The sequence below is a fragment of the Pedobacter sp. AK017 genome (assembly GCF_014200825.1).
Taxonomy (GTDB): Bacteria; Bacteroidota; Bacteroidia; order Sphingobacteriales; family Sphingobacteriaceae; genus Pedobacter; species Pedobacter heparinus.
Window position 1 is genome coordinate 60,894 of record NZ_JACHCW010000020.1, and the last position, 17,388, is coordinate 78,281.

Consider the following 17,388-nt stretch of genomic DNA (forward strand, 5'->3'; position numbering starts at 1 on the left):
ATGAAATTTATAAAAAAAATAATCCATTTCTTTAAAGCCGTAGCACACTTGTTCATTGCCGCAGGTAAAGGATTCATTGACGACCGGGTAATGAAGCTGAGCGCAGCTTTGGCCTACTACACCATATTCTCATTAACACCTCTGATCATTATCATCATCTCGGCTACAAGCCTGTTTCTGGGTGACAATATGGATCCTAACACCAAATTATTTGGCGAGATCAGCGAACTGGTTGGTGCCGATGCAGCAAATCAGCTGCGCAGCTTTGTAAACAATGCCAACTATTCCGGAAAAAGTACCTTTGGACTGATCATAGGAATCACTACACTTGTTATTGGTGCTTCTGCTATATTTGTTGAAATCCAGGACAGCATCAATCTGATCTGGAAAGTAAAAGCCGTACCAAAAGAAGGCTGGAAAAAACTACTGATCAACAGGTTACTTTCTTTCTCATTAATCGCATCACTGGGTTTCTTACTATTGGTTTCACTGGTCGTTAATAGCATAGTAGTTGGACTAGGCCATAAAATAGCCTCCTACATACAAATAGAGCAGGTATCGGAACTTATGATGCTGGTGGTAACCAATGTGCTTACCCTTCTTGTGGTGACCACTATTTTTGCTATCATTTTTAAGGTCTTGCCTGATGTAATCATCAAATGGAAACCAGCCATCATTGGTGCGCTGTTTACAGCTATACTGTTCAGCTTAGGGAAATACCTGATTGGAATTTACATTGAAGTGGGCAACCCCGGATCCGCATTCGGGGCGGCGGGTTCTATCATTGTGATTTTATTGTGGATCTATTATACTGCGATCATCCTTTATTTTGGTGCCGAATTTACCCAGGCTTATGCAGAAAAATATGGCAAAGGCATTATGCCAAGCAAATATGCCGTACATACTAAAATAGTGGTTGTTGAGAAAAAAGTAGATGTATTGCCGGCGCAGCATCCTGAAGACACTAAAATATAACTATACGTACCGCGTAATCTTATCAATCAGTTCCTGTTCCAGAAAAGGTTTCAGTACCAGATCATTCATACCTGCCTTTAAATACACATCCCTGTCTTCCTGTAAAACATGGGCTGTGATCCCCAGAATAGGTATTGTTGATTTTGCAAAATCTCCATTATACCTGATTTCATGTGTAAGTTCCACCCCTCCCATTACCGGCATCTGAATATCTGTCAGGATCAGGTCGTAGTTGTTCTTCTTATACAATTCCAGCGCTTCCTTACCATCATATGCACAGTCGTATTGCATTTCCCATTTCTTTAATACAGTTTGAGCAAGCAAAACATTCATTTTATTATCATCCACCAGTAAAATACGTTTTCCTGTCAGTTTATGCTGGGTAACCGGCTCTTCTTCTTTTACCTTTTTCTCCTCATTTAATTTAGTGATCTCGTAAGGGATTTCGAAGCTGAACACAGAACCTTTTCCCATTACACTGTTCACACTAATTTTTCCGCCCTGCAATTCTACAATCTTCTTGCAAATGGCCAGGCCCAAACCTGTTCCCTGTTGTCTGGACTTGGTAGAAGAGTATACCTGGGCAAATTCATCAAATATAAACTCCTGGTCTTCAGGCGCTATGCCAATCCCCGTATCTTCAACCTGGACTTTTAACAATGCGTGTTTCTTTCCATGAACGGCAAGGTTAACTTTTAAAGTTACCTTACCACTGGCAGTAAATTTGATTGCATTTGTTAACAAATTCATTATCAGTTGTTTCAAACGCAGGCGGTCGCCTGCTAAACAAATACCTTTCTCGAGCGAAACCTTATTTTCCAACAACAGGTTTTTATTGATGGCCAGTACGTTCATACTGTTAAAAACCTCCATAATCTCATCTTCAGGAAGGAACGGAACATTTTCCAGGTTTATTTTTCCTACTTCATATTTAGAGAAATCAAGGATTTCATTAACCAGCGACAAAAGCATTTCTGATGAATTGCGGATGGCATCTACCTGATCTTTTTGTTCCGGACTGAGTATACCCTGACTCAGCTGTTCAGAAAAACCCACCACCGAATTTAGCGGCGTACGTATTTCATGGCTCATATTAGCCAGAAAACGGCTTTTAGAATGGGAATCCTGGGCAGCCCTTTTGCCCAGACCAATCAGTACTCTTTCATTTTTATACAGTTTAATAATATTGTAAAGGATAATGACGAACAGGCTGATCAGCAGCAATACATTAATGATCGTAATGCTATCCAGGGTTTTAATATCTGCCAATAGCTCATCACCCAACAGCGCTCTCCCTTCAACAATGTACCTGATTTCGTCATTCTTAAAAGTCTGTAAAATAGAAATGATTTCGATCACCAGTTTATTATTGAGCAATAAAATCGCCTTCTCATCACTTCGCAGCTTGTTTGCATTGGCATACAACCGTTTGTAATAAGCTTCTATCTTTTTAAGCTGCTGCTTATTAAAGCTCCTTACGTCCTGATTTAAAACTACATTTTTTTCTGTTTTAATAATAGTAAGTGAGGTATCCTTGCTTTTACCCGAAAAAGCATCGGCAAGCCGGCCAAAAAATTTTTTTCCGGATACAGGCTGATGTTTAATGGTATCAAAACTGGTTACTGTTTTAACCTCCCGCTTTGCTTTGGGCAAATCAATCTTATCAGCTACCTCCCTTTCCACCAAACCAAGCTTCGAAAAGCCGATCACCAAACTGTCGGTAAGTTTTCTAAGCTTTAAATAGCTCTCTGTCTTTTGCTTTTTCTGTTTTACCAGCCTTTTAATATCAGGTGTCAGCACATTGTCTTCCACATTGATATTCAGCTCGCTCAAATAAGTCGATACTTTCTGTATCTGTAAAGAGAATTTCTTGATGTAGTCCCTGTCGGCCGTCACCGCATACAAACGTGAATTGTTTTCCGCCTGGTAAAGGATATAAATACAGCTGTCTATTTTTGAATAGTCCTCATGCAATTTTATCAGCTCAGTGACATTGCGCTTCAGGGCATTCATTTTTTCATACCTGAGGTACAAAAAAAATGCAAAAAGGAAGAGTACAAGTATTAAAAATACAACTAAATAATACCGTATAGGTGATCTTTTCGTGACGTTGAGCGGCATAAAACTTTTAATTGACTACAGTAAAAAACTGAAGAGCTTATTAAATTATTCTATCAAGAGGGATTCGATCAGAATACAAGTATAAATCAAAAATTTTATAAATCGCCTATAACTGCCTAAATATTAAGCCACATCCAGGTTATTTTCTGCCTCATCATCAACTACTGGTTCTGCTTTTATCTCATCTTCGCTCACTTCATCTTTTTCTATCCGCAGGTTTCTGATGATATGCTGCTGCCTGTCGGGTGTGTTTTTACCCATGTAATATTCCAACAGGTTTTTAATGGTCTGATCCTTAAGAATTACCGGATCAAGCCTGATGTCCTTACCGATAAACAATCCAAACTCATCAGGAGAAATTTCTCCCAAACCTTTAAACCTTGTGATCTCAGGTTTGTTGCCCAACTTTTCAATGGCCTTTTTACGCTCATCATCGCTATAGCAATAAATCGTTTCTTTTTTATTCCGTACCCTGAATAAGGGGGTTTGAAGAATATATACATGCCCGGCACGGACCAGATCGGGGAAGAACTGCAGGAAGAATGTCATCATCAACAACCTGATGTGCATTCCATCCACATCCGCATCAGTCGCAATTACAATGTTATTGTAGTGCAGGCCATCCAGTCCATCTTCAATATTTAAAGCATGTTGCAAAAGGTTAAACTCTTCATTTTCGTACACTACCTTTTTAGTCAGTTCATAACAGTTCAGGGGTTTTCCTTTTAAACTGAAAACGGCCTGGCAGTCAACGTCCCTCGATTTGGTAATGGATCCCGATGCGGAGTCACCCTCGGTAATAAATAAAGTAGTCTCGTACCTTTTATCATGTGTACTGTTAAAATGAATTTTACAATCCCTCAGTTTCTTGTTATGTAACGATGCTTTTTTGGCCCGGTCGTTGGCTAGTTTCTTAATTCCGGCAATATCTTTACGCTCACGTTCCGATTGCAAAATCCTTTTTAACAGGGCATCCGCAACATCGGAATGTTTGTGTAAATAATCATCCAATTCCTTTTTCACAAAATCATTGATGAATGTCCTTACAGATGGCCCATCTGGCCCCATATTTTGAGAACCCAGCTTTGTTTTGGTCTGAGATTCAAAAACGGGTTCCTGTACACGCACTGATATCGCTGCAATGATAGAAGACCTGATATCGGAAGCATCATATTCCTTTTTATAAAACTCCCGGATCGTTTTTACCACAGCCTCCCTGAAGGCGGCCTGATGTGTACCACCCTGGGTGGTATGCTGGCCATTCACAAAAGAATGATAGTCTTCACCATATTGCTGTCCATGTGTCATAGCAATCTCAATATCACTCCCTACCAGGTGAATGATCGGATAACGCACACTTTCTACATCTGCATGTTTATGCAGCAGGTCATACAGTCCTCTTTCTGAAAAATATTTTTGTCCGTTAAAGTTGATGGTCAGGCCCGCATTCAGGAATACATAATTCCAGATCATGCTTTCTACAAAATCAGGGATATAATGGTAGTTTCTGAAAATGGTTTCATCAGGGTAAAAAGTAATAGCGGTGCCATTACGCTGGGTGGTATCTATGATGGCATTATCGAGTACAATTTCACCCTTGGAGAACTCAACTTTCTTTGTTTTATTGTCGCGGTAAGACTGTACCACAAAATTGGTAGATAAGGCATTTACGGCTTTAGTACCCACCCCATTCAGTCCTACAGATTTTTGGAAAGCCTTGCTGTCATATTTACCACCGGTATTAATTTTAGATACGCAATCAATTACCTTCCCCAATGGAATGCCACGGCCATAATCCCTTACATTTACTTTCTGGTCGGAAACCGTGATCTCAATGGTACGGCCAGAGCCCATCACAAACTCGTCAATAGAGTTGTCTACAATCTCTTTAAGTAACACATAGATCCCATCATCCTGGGCCGAGCCATCGCCCAGCTTTCCAATATACATACCGGGGCGTAACCTGATGTGTTCTTTCCAGTCAAGAGAGCGTATACTATCTTCATTATAATTCGGTTCTGCCATGATGCGAAATGTGTAGAATTACAAATTTAACGTAATATGCGGGTCAAGCAACTACAATTTTCAACAAATACACATTTTTTTCATTGGTGATATATTTCTTTTTAATGGTTTATGAAGCCATATGACCATGATAATTTCCGATAAAAGTGGCCCATAAGCAAAAGCCCGAATTAATGTGTACCTTTGTAGCGGAACAATATTCTTTTGTTGCCATATCATATACATTAAAATACAAATACATTGTTATTCAAAGAATTAAACCTGATTGAGCCCATTTTAAACGCGCTGCAAACAGAAGGTTATACACAACCTACCCCCATACAAGAACAAGCCATTCCATCTATACTACAAAACAGAGATTTATTAGGCTGTGCACAAACAGGAACAGGAAAAACTGCTGCTTTTGCCATCCCTATGCTGCAACTGTTAAGTAAACCACACACCAACACCAAGATCCATAAGGTTATTAAAGCCCTGGTACTAACACCAACCCGCGAGCTGGCTATACAAATTGAAGAAAGTTTTAAAGCTTATGGCAAAAACCTTCCGATCAGGCATCTCGTGATATTTGGCGGGGTAGGACAAAAAGCACAAACCGATGCCCTGCACAGAGGTGTAGACATCCTGGTTGCTACCCCTGGCCGTTTATTGGACCTAATGAACCAAGGCTTTATCAACTTACGTGATATTGAAATTTTTGTGTTGGATGAAGCCGACAGGATGCTCGATATGGGTTTTATACACGACGTAAAGAAAGTGATTGCCAAACTACCGGCTAAAAGGCAAACCTTATTCTTCTCGGCCACCATGCCAAAGGAAATACAGGGTCTGGCCGATACCATTCTTACCAACCCGGTTAAAGTAGAAGTTACCCCCGTGTCTTCCACTGCAGAAAAAATCCGGCAGGAGATCTTTTATGTAGAGAAAGGTGACAAAAAGGGCCTGCTGATGCACATTTTACAGGACAAAACCATTGAAACAGCCTTGGTATTTGCCCGTACAAAACATGGTGCAGATCGTATTGTGAAAGACCTGATCAAAGTAGGAGTAAAAGCAGAAGCCATACATGGCAACAAATCGCAGAATGCACGACAACGGGCATTGACAAATTTCAAAGCTAAAACAACACGTATTCTTGTGGCTACAGACATTGCTGCGCGTGGTATTGATGTGGATGAACTTAGCCATGTGATCAATTACGAATTGCCAAACATTCCCGAAACTTATGTACACCGTATCGGACGCACCGGCCGTGCAGGCTTAAGTGGCACTGCCCTATCGTTCTGTGATGCAGAAGAGAAAGAATTTTTAGATGATATAGAAAAACTGATAGGCCTCAAACTTCCGGTAACAGAAGACCATCCTTTTGCTATGAGCTGGCAAAGCCTGCTTTCGGGTGCCGCTGCAGCAAAAACAAAGGGCAAAACCAAACCTTCAAGAGGCCAGCGATCTGAAAGAACTTCCCGACCGGAAAAGAAAGAACATGAACCCAATTTAAGTGGTGCAAAAAAAACACCTGGTGGAAGTGGGAACCGCCGTTGGTGGAAGAAATAAATAAAAAGCCATCAAACTAAGCACCCATATAATTGTTATAATCAAAATAATTATATGGGAACCACTAAAATAAAGGTGCTCTTTTTTGATGTTGGCGGTGTATTGCTCAATAATGGCTGGGGCCACCAGTCCCGACAAGAAGCGGCCAGGCTATTTGATCTCAATTATGAAGAAATGGACGTGCTGCACGATTTCATTTTCAATATTTATGAGATCGGTAAAATCACGCTCGATGATTATCTGGATACAGTGGTCTTTAATCACCCCAGGAGCTTCAGTAAAGAAGACTTCAAGTCATTCATGTTTGCACAATCTGAAGAATTACCTGGCTTCCTGCAATGGCTTAAAGACTGGAAGCGAAGCTGTGGCTTCCGGATCATCTCTATCAATAATGAGGGTAGGGAACTCAACAATCACCGCATTCAAAAGTTTGGCCTGCACGATTGTTTTGACGCTTTTGTATCTTCATGTGAAGTGGGGATGCGGAAACCTGACCCCGGGATTTTTAAATTGGCTATGGGTATAGCACAGGTAAATCCTGATGAGTGTATCTATTTCGACGACAGGATCATGTTGGCCCAGGCTGCCCAAAAACTGGGAATCAGGGCCATCCATCACCAGGATTTTTTAAGTACAAAGAAGATATTGGAAGCAGTTAAATCTCAGTAATGACGGTGATGATGAATTTACAAGAACTTAAGCATACAGCACAAAGGCTTATGGCCAATGATAAAGGTTTATTGGCTATGGACGAGAGTTTAGGTACCTGCAATAAGCGGTTTAAAGCTCTGGGAATTCCAGAAACAGAGGAATATCGCCGGCAATACCGGGAGTTGATTGTAACTACCCCCCATTTGGAAGAAAGCATTAGCGGCGCTATTCTATTTGAGGAAACGCTTTATCAAAAGACAGAAACTGGCACTCCATTTCTGGAGATTCTGGACCATAAAGGAATTATTACCGGAATAAAAGTAGATCAGGGCGCTGTTGCCTTACCTGGCTTTCCTGCTGAGCAGGTTACCGAAGGCCTTGACGGTATGCGAAACCGTTTGGCCACCTACTATAAACTAGGTCTGCGTTTTGCTAAATTCCGTGCAGTCATTAACATTGGTCGTGATACGCCAACCAATACAGCGATCAGAATAAATGCGGTTACCCTGGCAAGGTATGCCGCGCTTTGTCAGGAAGCCGGAATTGTACCTGTTGTAGAGCCTGAAGTACTGATGGATGGAGACCATACACTCCATCAATGTGCCGAAGTTACACGTACTGTCTTAAAAGAAGTTTTTAACGAACTGTACGAACAAAGGGTGCAGCTGGAAGGAATGATCTTAAAACCCAATATGGTTTTACCAGGACTCAGTTGCCAGGATCAAAGTCATATTGAAGACATTGCTGCTGAAACAATTTCTTGTTTTTTACAGGTAGTTCCGGCCGCAGTTGCTGGTATTGCATTCCTGTCGGGCGGGCAGTCGGCAACTCTCGCTTCAGCCCGTTTAAATATGATGCACCAAAAGTTCGGCACGGTAATACCTTGGCCTTTAACCTTTTCTTTTTCAAGGGCGATTCAACAACCTGCTTTAGAAAAATGGAGCGGTAAAGCAGAAAATGTAGCAGCGGCCCAGCAAATGCTGGCACATCGTGCGGCCTGTAATAGTGCGGCACGAAGAGCTGAATATAGTCCGTCTATGGAAACCAATAAACGGGAGCCATAATGAAACAATCATTATATTTGATCTTGATGGCACTTTAGCCGAAAGTAAAGCTGCGCTGGAACCGGAAATGGCTAAACTTTTAGGCTCACTGCTCCGTGTAGCCAGGGTGGCAATTATATCTGGTGGTGCCTGGACACAATTTGAAAAGCAGGTATTGTCACAGTTAGCTGCAGACGCAAACTTAAGCAACCTGTCAATTTTACCCACCTGTGGCACTAAATATTACCAATACAATTCAGATTGGCAACAACTGTATGCCGAAAATTTCATAACCGGGGAAAAAAACAAAATCATTACTAACCTTAATGCTGCTGTAAAAAGCGCCGGGTTTGCTACCAACAAAATCTGGGCTGGGAAACGGAAAGGGTTATTGAAGCCATAGTAGCTTGTTTAGATATAAACTCACCTTTGTTCTTTTACTATCTTTGAGGCTCCAAAATACTTATTATTTGAATGTATGTCGCTGCCCAAACAAATTGCTGGCCATTATAAAGAATCATTTTCAGGTTTAAGCAGGGAAACCTGGATCCTAAGCATAGTGATGCTTATTAACCGTAGCGGTTATATGGCCGTTCCATTTATGGGGCTGTATGTGACGCAGTCGCTGCACCGCCTGCCTTCAGATGCAGGATTGATCATTACGCTTTTTGGTATTGGCTCTATATTGGGCTCGGCCGTTGGCGGCAAGCTTACAGACGTCATTGGGTTCAGACCTGTACAAATTATTGCGGCCATAGTAAGTGGGATTTTCTTTTTATTTTTTGCCAGTGTTATCCATTTTCAAACACTATGTGTACTGGCTTTGGTCATCAGCTTTTTTTCAGAGGCCTTTCGGCCTGCTAATTTTGCTGCTATCGCAGCTTATGCAAAAAAAGGGCTCGAAACCCGTTCCTATTCATTAAACCGTCTGGCAACCAATATAGGCTGGGCTTTTGGGGTTAGTATGGGTGGTATGATTGCTTCTTATAACTACAGACTCCTATTTTATATAGATGGGGCAGTTAGTATTTTTGCCGGCCTGTGTATCCTCTTTTTCTTGCCCAGAATCCGAAACTACAGCAAAACCATAAAAGAAAAAGTAAAAGGTGTTGTGGTCAGAAAACCATGGCAGGATACTGTTTTCGTTAAATTCATTCTTCTTACCACCGTTTTTATTTTAGGTTTCTTCCTGGTTTTCCGTGTTGTTCCTGTATTTTTTAAAGAAATCTGGAAAATCGATGAATTTATGATCGGATTAATCCTTGGTCTTAATGGTGTAATCATTGCGCTATTTGAAATGGTAATGATCCAGAAAATTGAGCATAAAAAATCGCCCATGTTCTTTATCGTTATTGGTGTTTTACTTATCGCTGCTTCGTTCCTGCTGCTGATGCTGCCTTTTGGCAATCCGGTATTTCTGGGTGCATTATGCCTTATTTTATTTACACTGGGCGAAATGTTTACACTCCCATTTGTAAATACATTTGTAATGAGCAGAGCAAATGAGTTTAACAGGGGGTTATATGCTGCAGGCTACATGTTAAGCTGGTCTGTAGCCCAGGTAGTTGGTCCTACCGCAGGTTTTTACATTGCAGAGCAGTATGGTTACAACACTTTGTGGATTGGATTGTCTACCTTGATGTTGCTGACTGCTTATTTTTATAAACGCCTTAAAACAGTCTAACTGTCCGACAGGTATAAAATAAAAGGCTCGCCTGATTGCGAGCCTTTTATTTGTTATTCTTTAGCTGTATCCGGAGCTTTTCCTATCAAATCCATAAACTGGTCAAGTTTTGGCGTAATGATAATCTGGGTACGCCTGTTCTTTGCCTTACCAGCCTCTGTATCATTGGCTGCCAGCGGATTGTATTCCCCCCTTCCACCCGCGGTTAACCGTTTCGGATCAACTCCATAAGTATTTTGCAGCGCCTGCACAACAGAAGATGCCCTTAACGCACTTAAATCCCAGTTGTTACGGATATTTACCATAGAGATGGGTACATTATCTGTATTACCCTCTATCAGCACATCGTAATCTCGGTAATCTTTAATAATCTTGGCAATTTTACTTAAGGTTTCCCCTGCTTTAGGTAAAATCTCGTAACTACCCGATTTGTAAAGCATATTGTCGGAAAGTGAGATATATACCACACCCTTTAGCACCTGAACGTCTACATCCCTCAACTCCTCCCGGCTTAAAGAACGGGTAAGGTTATTGGTCAGTACCATATTCAGCGAGTCGCTTTTGTTCTTGGTATTTACCAGGTGCTGGATGTATTTATTGGAAGAATTGATCTCATCCACCAATTTTGAAATGTTTACATTCCCCTGGTTTGATGAGGTTAAGCACTTATTTAACGCCGCCTGCAGAGCTGCTGCATTTTTCTGTTCGGCAGCAATCTGTTCTTCAAGGCTCTTAACCCGCGATGAAGATCCGGAAAGATCCTGCTGACTGCCCTGATATTTTTGGTTCAGCTCCCGGCTTCGCTGCTGCAGCTCATCATATTTTGATTGCAGCTCGCTGTATTTTTTATTACTTACACAGCCCTGAAATAAAATGGCCAGGGCCAATGCAGTTGTTAACATTGAAAATTTCATATTTTATTTATTTAATAAACAATAATGAAAGCAGCTTAACATCAGCAAATTCCAGGCCACTATCTATAAAACATTTCCCTCTCTTTCCTAAACATTTTTTAACCTTAACTGTTATCCCTTTTTGATATCCTGTTATAGATTATCTAATAATAAATACATATCTATGAAAAACTTAATGAACAAATTAATGATGGCCGTAATGGTAATCGCCATTGCGGGTACAGCCTTTACCAGCTGCAAAAGCAAACCAAAAGATGCAGATGTTAAGGCCGCTATTGAAACTGCAATACAGGCAAAACCAGATGCTTCAGGTACTACAGTGGCCGTTGATAATGGCGTGGCTACGCTTAGCGGAGAAGTGACAAATGAGGCCGCAAAAGAAGATCTTGGCAAGACTGCGGCCACCATTATGGGCGTAAAATCAGTGGTAAACAATCTTACTGTAAGACCTGCAGCTCCTGTAGCGATTGCCATGGACGATCCACTTACTGCAGCTGTTAAAGATGCAACCAAAGATTTCCCAACTGTTAACGCAACGGTATCAGCAGGTGTAATTACCCTAAAAGGAGAAATCCAGAAAGCCAGTCTCCAGAAACTTATGATGGCACTGCAGGCCTTAAAACCTAAAAAAGTAGACAATACCCAACTGGTTATCAAATAATTGAGGAGGAACAAAAAATGGCTTTACAAGATAAATATAAAGAACTGATAGACACCGCCACAACTGCCGGTGTCAGCAACTTAAATGTACGTGAACAGGATGGGGTACTCTATATTGATGGAGCAACCAGCGGTACTGTAAAACAACAGCTATGGGATACTTATGAACGCCTGGATCCAAATTATGCATCTGGCGACCTGGTTATGAACATCAACAGCGTTGCCGGGGTAACAGAAGGCAGCAAATTAAAGGTAACCACCAACAGCTCTAATTTAAACATCCGCAAAGGACCAAGTACAAACGATGATATTGTTGGGAAGGCAGCCAGAAATGAAGTTGTAACACTTGTAAGTAAGGCTAACGACCAATGGTGGCAAATTAAAACCGACCAGGGCGAAGAAGGCTATTCCTATACACAGTATTTAACTCCATTGGGATAGCAAGTCCCGGAATTAACATAAAAAAGCAGTGCTTTCAAAAATTGCACTGCTTTTTTATGTTAAAATCTAATGGTCTGTTTTTCTGATTTTTATGATCCGCATCCAGTGCATCAGTTTCATAACAGGATAAGTAGGGTCAAATTCAAACCAGCGTGAAGCAAAATTAGGGCTGTTTGGTTTTTTATGGTGATTGTTCTGAAACAACTCTCCAAGCATCAAAAAGTCAAATGGCAGTGAATTTTTACTATGATCATCATTGTCATGATTGGAATAACCATATTTATGTCCGCACCAGTTTACAATAGCACCATGTATCGGGCCCATTAAGAAATGGATAGGAAGCAGTAAAAACATCCACCATGAAGTAGCAAAAACAACATAGAACCATATATAAAAACTGATAAAAATGATCCTTGTAATCCAGGAATCACCTATCTTATCAATCAATGGCCAGGATGGATATTTATCCCTGAACTGTTCTTCAGGCTCCACATTGTACTTCGAATAATTGAGGTAAATGTTCTTGGTCTGAATCATCATTCCCCAAACATCTTTTACAAAATGAGGGGAGTGAGGGTCTTTTTCTGTATCACTGAACGCGTGATGCATCCGGTGTAGAATGGCATAAGCACGTGGATTCAAAAAAGAAGAGCCCTGTGATAAAAAAGTGATGATATAAAAAAACTTCTCCCAAAAAGTATTCATTTTAAACATCTTATGCGAAGCATACCGATGCAGAAAAAAGGTTTGGGAAAAGAGGGAAAGAAACCAGTGTAAGAGAAAAAATAATAAAATTATCATATAGGATATTAACGAATATTACCTGCCAAAATCATCCTGAACCCTTACAATATCATTTTCGTCCGAGGGGTTTTCAGGGTCAGTATGCTGCCATATTTCCGAAACGATACCCCAATCGTCCAACCCAATTAAACGATGACGTTCTCCTTGTTTTAATTTAATGGTTTGTCCTGGTGCAAGTTGCTGCACGGGGCCCTGCTCATCTGTATCGCTGGTACTTACCCCTACAGTTCCGTTCACCACCCTCCAGATTTCTGCACGACGGTGATGGTACTGCCACGAAAGCCTGGTATTTGGGGCAACAATTAATATTTTAGGGCTCAGTTTACCTGAAATTTTTAAATCGTCAACATTTAGCTTGTCAAAATATACATTGGCAAACTGTTGTGCCTGTTCTTCATCGATTACAAAAAAACCACCCCAGGGACGAGTCTCATCGCGGTTAACCACATTAAAACCCTCAATTTTTAAACGCTGTGCTACACTGTCGAATATTTCTTTTTTCTGATCTGACATTTTTTGGTATTTATAATCCTCAAACTTAGATAAAATGCTTAAGCATTCATGAATACAATTGAAAAAAATTAAGATAAACGGTCAATATCCAGCAGGTCGGCATTCAGATCTGCAATCAGGTCATATAGTAAAGCCACATTCTTATCATTTGCAATCACCTTATGGTCCAGCAAATCCGAATATTTGTCCAGAAACTCATCATCATAAAATTCATCAGGAAGTTCAATTTCTTTAAGCCTTAACTGACTTGCAGTATGGTATAGCAACCTGGCTATCGTAAAATAAACTGCATTTAAATTAATCAATACATCATTATAATCCTTGTTTTCCCAGTCAATAATATAAATGTAATAATTATCAGAGGCCAGTTGATTGTATTCTTCATTCTCCATCACCTCAAACTCATCCAGGTTATTGATCATGAAAAAAGTTTTAGAGCAGTTGATCACCTTATCTATCGAATTCAGCAGCAGCTGCACAACCTCATCGTCTACAGCCTCCAGCAATTCAAAATCTTCAGCTGCAATAGAATCCGGTTCAATCAAGCCTTTCAAATCAGATAAATCCTTTTCATAAGCCAGTAAAAAACCATACTTGCAATATTCACTCACAATGAAACTCAATACATGAGGTACCAAACCTTTTATCGTGTCTTCCAAATTCTTCTTTCTGTTAATAATTGGATTGAAGTTAAATACATCCTGTGACATTTTCAAAACAATACCACAAGAAACAGTAAAATCCTACTTTCTGCCCAATGGCAGTCTATAATCAGCCAGATGTTTTTTCACGCCACAGAAGTTCCGAGACTTGCTAAAATATAATTTAAGTGCCCAAAACTTAAATCAAAAAAACCAAAACCTAAACTTTAAACGCATGGCGATGAATAGGTTTGTTTCTCTAACCAAACTATTTAAGTTATGAAAAGAAAACTATCCTTACTATTTGGACTTTGCTGTATTTCTGCAATTGCGCTGGCCCAGGTTAAAGGCACCGTTGCAGACGAGATGCAGCTGCCATTACCGGGTGTTACAGTAACCGTAAAAAACACCAAAACCGTTACGACAACTGATCCAAAAGGTAAATTTTCTATTAACGCGCCCTCCACCGCAACACTGGTATTTTCTTATATCGGTTATATACAACAAGAAAAACAAGTGAATGGCAGCACTTTACATGTTGTATTGATCAGCGATAGCAAAGCATTGAATGAAGTAGTAGTTACTGCATTAGGTATTACTAAAGAAAAGAAAACCCTGGTATACTCTACCCAAACGGTAAGTACCGAGGAACTCACCAAAGCGAGGGAATTGAACGTAGTGAACTCCCTTTCAGGAAAGGTAGCAGGGCTTGATGTGGTCCGCTCCTCATCAGGTTTAGGCGGCTCATCAAGAATAACTTTACGTGGCGACCGTTCTATCAGTGGCAATAACCAGGCGCTGATGGTGGTAGATGGTGTACCTATTGACAATTCCGGTGCCCAGGCAACCCGGGTTAATGACGGCAGAGATGCAGGAGATGGCGCATCAAGCATCAATCCAGATGATATCGAATCCATCAACGTTTTAAAAGGTGCTTCAGCTACGGCCTTATACGGAAGCAGGGCTTCTAACGGGGCAATTATCATTACCACAAAAAAAGGCAAACAACGTAAAGGCGTAGGCATCAGCTATACAGGTGGCCTGCAAATAGAAAAACCTGTTTTTTTACAGAAATTCCAAACCGAATACGGTCAGGGTGCTTCAGGAATTTTCAGTTCGTCGGGCGAACAAAGCTGGGGACCAAAACTTGACGGGAGAATGGTACCAACCTGGAGTAAAGACCCCGCCGATGCCGGAAAAACTAATGCCTATGTTGCTCACCCAAATAATTATAGAGATTTTTATACCAATGGAACCAACCTGGTAAACAGCATTGCTTTAAATGCCGGCACAGAGCAGGCACAGGTTTATTTCTCTTATACCAATACCGATGCAACAGGTATTGTAGACAACAACAAATTGAAGCGGCATAATTTTAACTTAAGGGCCAGCGGAAAACTTGGGGAACGGTTTACTGCGGATATCAAAGCGACCTATCTGAACCATGATATCGCAAACCGCCCAGCTGTTGGTGGCAGTAGCGACAACCCCAACTTTAGTATTTACCGCGTACCAATTAATATAGCCCCGGAAGATCTGTTGAACTATGATTATGTTACTGGTTCAGGCTTTTTGCGCCAAAACTACTGGAACCCGGGTGCTACAGCTGCCGCCAATCCATATTGGGCAAAAAACCGCAACCTTGCTGATGAGGAAAGGAACAGATTAACCGGCTTTGCGGCTTTAACCTATAAAATTTTACCATCGTTAAGCGTGATGCTGCGTTCTGGTATAGACAGATATACAGATAATGGAGAATTTAAATGGTATAACGACACCTATATTATTGCACCATCAGGCAATTACCAGTTGAGCACAAGAGATGTAAGAGAGATCAACCACGATTTTCTATTCTCTTACAACAAGACCCTCTCGCCTGATTTTACTTTAAGTGCCAATTTTGGTGGCAATATCCAAAAAAACAACATTGTAACTACAGGGATCAGAAACAATAGTCTGATCATTGAAAATTTATTTACAGTAGGCAACACCAATGGTTCAACCCCAACCAGAAGTATTTATCAGAAAGAAAAACAGGCACTTTATGCAACAGCCGATCTGAGCTATAAAAATTATTTAACCTTAACTGCTACAGGCAGAAACGATTGGTCATCAACTCTGCCAAAAGAAAACAACAGTTACTTTTTCCCATCGGTAGGTCTTAGTGCCCTTATTTCTGAAATGTTCAAACTGCCTGACCTTATCAGCTTTGTGAAATTACGGGGCTCTTTTGCCCAAACAGGTAACGATGCTGACCCTTATAACCTGAGCCAAACCTACACTTCATTTCAGGGTGGTAACAGTGTTACCATTGGCCGGGATGCCAACAAACCAATACCTGGACTAAAACCCGAATTAACTACGGCACAGGAATTTGGTTTAGAAACCAAATTTTTAAACAACCGTTTGGGACTGGATTTCACCTGGTACAACAGCAACTCTAAAAATCAATTGCTGGCCATAACACTACCAGCGGGTTCTGGCTGGGCCGGCCAATACATCAATGCCGGTAACATTAAAAACGATGGTATAGAGCTTACCTTAAATGGTACACCAGTAAAATCCAAAGATTTTAAATGGGACATAGCTGTTAACTACGCTAAAAACAACAATAAAGTATTAGAGATATCTCCTACCCTGAATGAGTTTTTACTGACCACCGGGGGCGATTTCATGAACACAGTTAAAATAGTTAAAGGCAAACCTTTTGGCGAATTGTATAGCCGTGGCTATGTGCGCAATGCAAATGGGCAAATTATTGTAGATGCAAATGGTCTTCCTGTAATTAGCGGCGCCCAGGACGTATATGTAGGTAATACCCGCCCCGATTGGATGGGTAGCGTGATCAACAGGTTTTCGTACAAAAACTTTTTCACCAGCTTTGTCATCAGTGCCCGTATGGGTGGTGTGGTATCCTCATTTACCAATGCCAATATCTATGCAGATGGTGTAGCCGCAAAAACCGCTGAAAACCGCGATGGCTTTATATTTGATGGTATATTTGCGGATGGTAGCAAAAATAACAAACAGATTACTGCAGAGCAGTACTGGAAAAAAGTGGGAGGAAGAAACACACCTGCCGGCGAGGTTTTCACCTACGATGCATCTAACATCCGTTTAAGAGAGTTTGTATTGGGCTATAACCTGAGTGGCAAACTTTTAAATGGCAAACCTTTCCAGTCGGCAAGTATTTCGGTAACAGGGCGTAACCTGTTCTTTTTGCTGAACCGTGCCGATGGTTTTGATCCTGAGCAGGTAATTGGAAGTGGAAATGCCACTGTAGGTATCGAAGCTTTTTCTCCGCCAACTACACGCTCATTCGGTGTATCGCTAAATCTTACTTTTTAACCGTCTTATTAAAC

The 17,388-nt window shown here is 40.9% G+C and carries 15 protein-coding genes; 9 read left to right on the forward strand and 6 right to left on the reverse strand.

Translation table 11 applies throughout. The annotated features are described in order from the left end of the window. Entirely contained in the window at positions 1–975 is a 975-nt protein-coding gene (locus HDC92_RS22195) for a YihY/virulence factor BrkB family protein (RefSeq protein ID WP_015809275.1), read from the forward strand. On the opposite strand, the gene HDC92_RS22200 is transcribed toward HDC92_RS22195, so the two are convergent. Both HDC92_RS22200 and HDC92_RS22205 read right to left on the reverse strand, forming a co-directional pair. Then, the gene (locus HDC92_RS22200) at positions 976–2,988 is read right to left on the reverse strand and encodes an ATP-binding protein (protein ID WP_049772278.1); all 2,013 of its coding nucleotides are present in this window, start codon (positions 2,986–2,988) and stop codon (positions 976–978) included. 231 nt (positions 2,989–3,219) lie between these two features. Further along, complete coding sequence (locus tag HDC92_RS22205; protein ID WP_015809277.1) at positions 3,220–5,121, reverse strand: DNA topoisomerase IV subunit B; 1,902 nt, start codon at positions 5,119–5,121, stop codon at positions 3,220–3,222. Between the two features lie 240 nt (positions 5,122–5,361). Here HDC92_RS22205 and HDC92_RS22210 point away from each other — a divergent pair, with 240 nt between their 5' ends. From HDC92_RS22210 to HDC92_RS22230, 5 genes are all read left to right on the forward strand, one after another. Further along, positions 5,362–6,675 (forward strand): DEAD/DEAH box helicase, encoded by a 1,314-nt coding sequence (locus tag HDC92_RS22210; RefSeq protein ID WP_015809278.1) that lies wholly within the window; start codon positions 5,362–5,364, stop codon positions 6,673–6,675. 54 nt (positions 6,676–6,729) lie between these two features. Further along, positions 6,730–7,344: an HAD family hydrolase gene (locus HDC92_RS22215; RefSeq protein ID WP_015809279.1), complete on the forward strand. Its 615-nt coding sequence runs from the start codon at positions 6,730–6,732 to the stop codon at positions 7,342–7,344. 8 nt (positions 7,345–7,352) lie between these two features. After that, the gene (locus HDC92_RS22220; protein ID WP_255484645.1) at positions 7,353–8,390 is read left to right on the forward strand and encodes a class I fructose-bisphosphate aldolase; all 1,038 of its coding nucleotides are present in this window, start codon (positions 7,353–7,355) and stop codon (positions 8,388–8,390) included. Between the two features lie 67 nt (positions 8,391–8,457). Continuing rightward, a complete protein-coding gene (locus tag HDC92_RS22225) occupies positions 8,458–8,772 on the forward strand; it encodes a hypothetical protein (RefSeq protein WP_183877155.1) in 315 nt (104 codons plus the stop codon). A gap of 75 nt (positions 8,773–8,847) precedes the next feature. After that, positions 8,848–10,053, forward strand: coding sequence for an MFS transporter (locus tag HDC92_RS22230; RefSeq protein ID WP_183877156.1), 1,206 nt, complete (start codon positions 8,848–8,850; stop codon positions 10,051–10,053). A 53-nt stretch (positions 10,054–10,106) separates the two neighbouring features. On the opposite strand, the gene HDC92_RS22235 is transcribed toward HDC92_RS22230, so the two are convergent. Further along, on the reverse strand, positions 10,107–10,967 hold the full coding sequence (locus HDC92_RS22235) for a flagellar motor protein MotB (protein WP_036674233.1): 861 nt from the start codon (positions 10,965–10,967) through the stop codon (positions 10,107–10,109). A 163-nt stretch (positions 10,968–11,130) separates the two neighbouring features. Between HDC92_RS22235 and HDC92_RS22240 the strand changes: the two genes are divergently transcribed. Then, a complete protein-coding gene (locus HDC92_RS22240) occupies positions 11,131–11,628 on the forward strand; it encodes a BON domain-containing protein (RefSeq protein WP_015809283.1) in 498 nt (165 codons plus the stop codon). A gap of 17 nt (positions 11,629–11,645) precedes the next feature. After that, a complete protein-coding gene (locus HDC92_RS22245) occupies positions 11,646–12,068 on the forward strand; it encodes an SH3 domain-containing protein (protein ID WP_015809284.1) in 423 nt (140 codons plus the stop codon). Positions 12,069–12,134: 66 nt separating this feature from the next. Here HDC92_RS22245 and HDC92_RS22250 read toward each other — a convergent pair whose 3' ends face one another. From HDC92_RS22250 to HDC92_RS22260, 3 genes are all read right to left on the reverse strand, one after another. Beyond that, positions 12,135–12,869 (reverse strand): acyl-CoA desaturase, encoded by a 735-nt coding sequence (locus HDC92_RS22250; RefSeq protein ID WP_015809285.1) that lies wholly within the window; start codon positions 12,867–12,869, stop codon positions 12,135–12,137. Positions 12,870–12,887: 18 nt separating this feature from the next. Continuing rightward, positions 12,888–13,385, reverse strand: coding sequence for a phosphomannose isomerase (locus HDC92_RS22255; RefSeq protein WP_015809286.1), 498 nt, complete (start codon positions 13,383–13,385; stop codon positions 12,888–12,890). A 68-nt stretch (positions 13,386–13,453) separates the two neighbouring features. Continuing rightward, entirely contained in the window at positions 13,454–14,095 is a 642-nt protein-coding gene (locus tag HDC92_RS22260; protein ID WP_015809287.1) for a hypothetical protein, read from the reverse strand. A gap of 210 nt (positions 14,096–14,305) precedes the next feature. Between HDC92_RS22260 and HDC92_RS22265 the strand changes: the two genes are divergently transcribed. After that, entirely contained in the window at positions 14,306–17,374 is a 3,069-nt protein-coding gene (locus tag HDC92_RS22265; protein WP_183877157.1) for a SusC/RagA family TonB-linked outer membrane protein, read from the forward strand. Positions 17,375–17,388: the final 14 nt, after the last annotated feature.

Excerpts from the sequence above, each read along its gene's own strand:
- HDC92_RS22195 (WP_015809275.1), top strand. The coding sequence starts at position 1 with ATGAAATTTATAAAAAAAATAATCCATTTCTTTAAAGCCGTAGCACAC.
- HDC92_RS22265 (WP_183877157.1), top strand. The coding sequence starts at position 14,306 with ATGAAAAGAAAACTATCCTTACTATTTGGACTTTGCTGTATTTCTGCA.
- HDC92_RS22240 (WP_015809283.1), top strand. The coding sequence starts at position 11,131 with ATGAAAAACTTAATGAACAAATTAATGATGGCCGTAATGGTAATCGCC.
- HDC92_RS22200 (WP_049772278.1), bottom strand. The coding sequence starts at position 2,988 with ATGAATGCCCTGAAGCGCAATGTCACTGAGCTGATAAAATTGCATGAG.
- HDC92_RS22235 (WP_036674233.1), bottom strand. The coding sequence starts at position 10,967 with ATGAAATTTTCAATGTTAACAACTGCATTGGCCCTGGCCATTTTATTT.
- HDC92_RS22215 (WP_015809279.1), top strand. The coding sequence starts at position 6,730 with ATGGGAACCACTAAAATAAAGGTGCTCTTTTTTGATGTTGGCGGTGTA.
- HDC92_RS22260 (WP_015809287.1), bottom strand. The coding sequence starts at position 14,095 with ATGTCACAGGATGTATTTAACTTCAATCCAATTATTAACAGAAAGAAG.
- HDC92_RS22205 (WP_015809277.1), bottom strand. The coding sequence starts at position 5,121 with ATGGCAGAACCGAATTATAATGAAGATAGTATACGCTCTCTTGACTGG.
- HDC92_RS22245 (WP_015809284.1), top strand. The coding sequence starts at position 11,646 with ATGGCTTTACAAGATAAATATAAAGAACTGATAGACACCGCCACAACT.
- HDC92_RS22250 (WP_015809285.1), bottom strand. The coding sequence starts at position 12,869 with ATGATAATTTTATTATTTTTTCTCTTACACTGGTTTCTTTCCCTCTTT.
- HDC92_RS22225 (WP_183877155.1), top strand. The coding sequence starts at position 8,458 with ATGGCTAAACTTTTAGGCTCACTGCTCCGTGTAGCCAGGGTGGCAATT.
- HDC92_RS22230 (WP_183877156.1), top strand. The coding sequence starts at position 8,848 with ATGTCGCTGCCCAAACAAATTGCTGGCCATTATAAAGAATCATTTTCA.
- HDC92_RS22220 (WP_255484645.1), top strand. The coding sequence starts at position 7,353 with ATGATGAATTTACAAGAACTTAAGCATACAGCACAAAGGCTTATGGCC.
- HDC92_RS22255 (WP_015809286.1), bottom strand. The coding sequence starts at position 13,385 with ATGTCAGATCAGAAAAAAGAAATATTCGACAGTGTAGCACAGCGTTTA.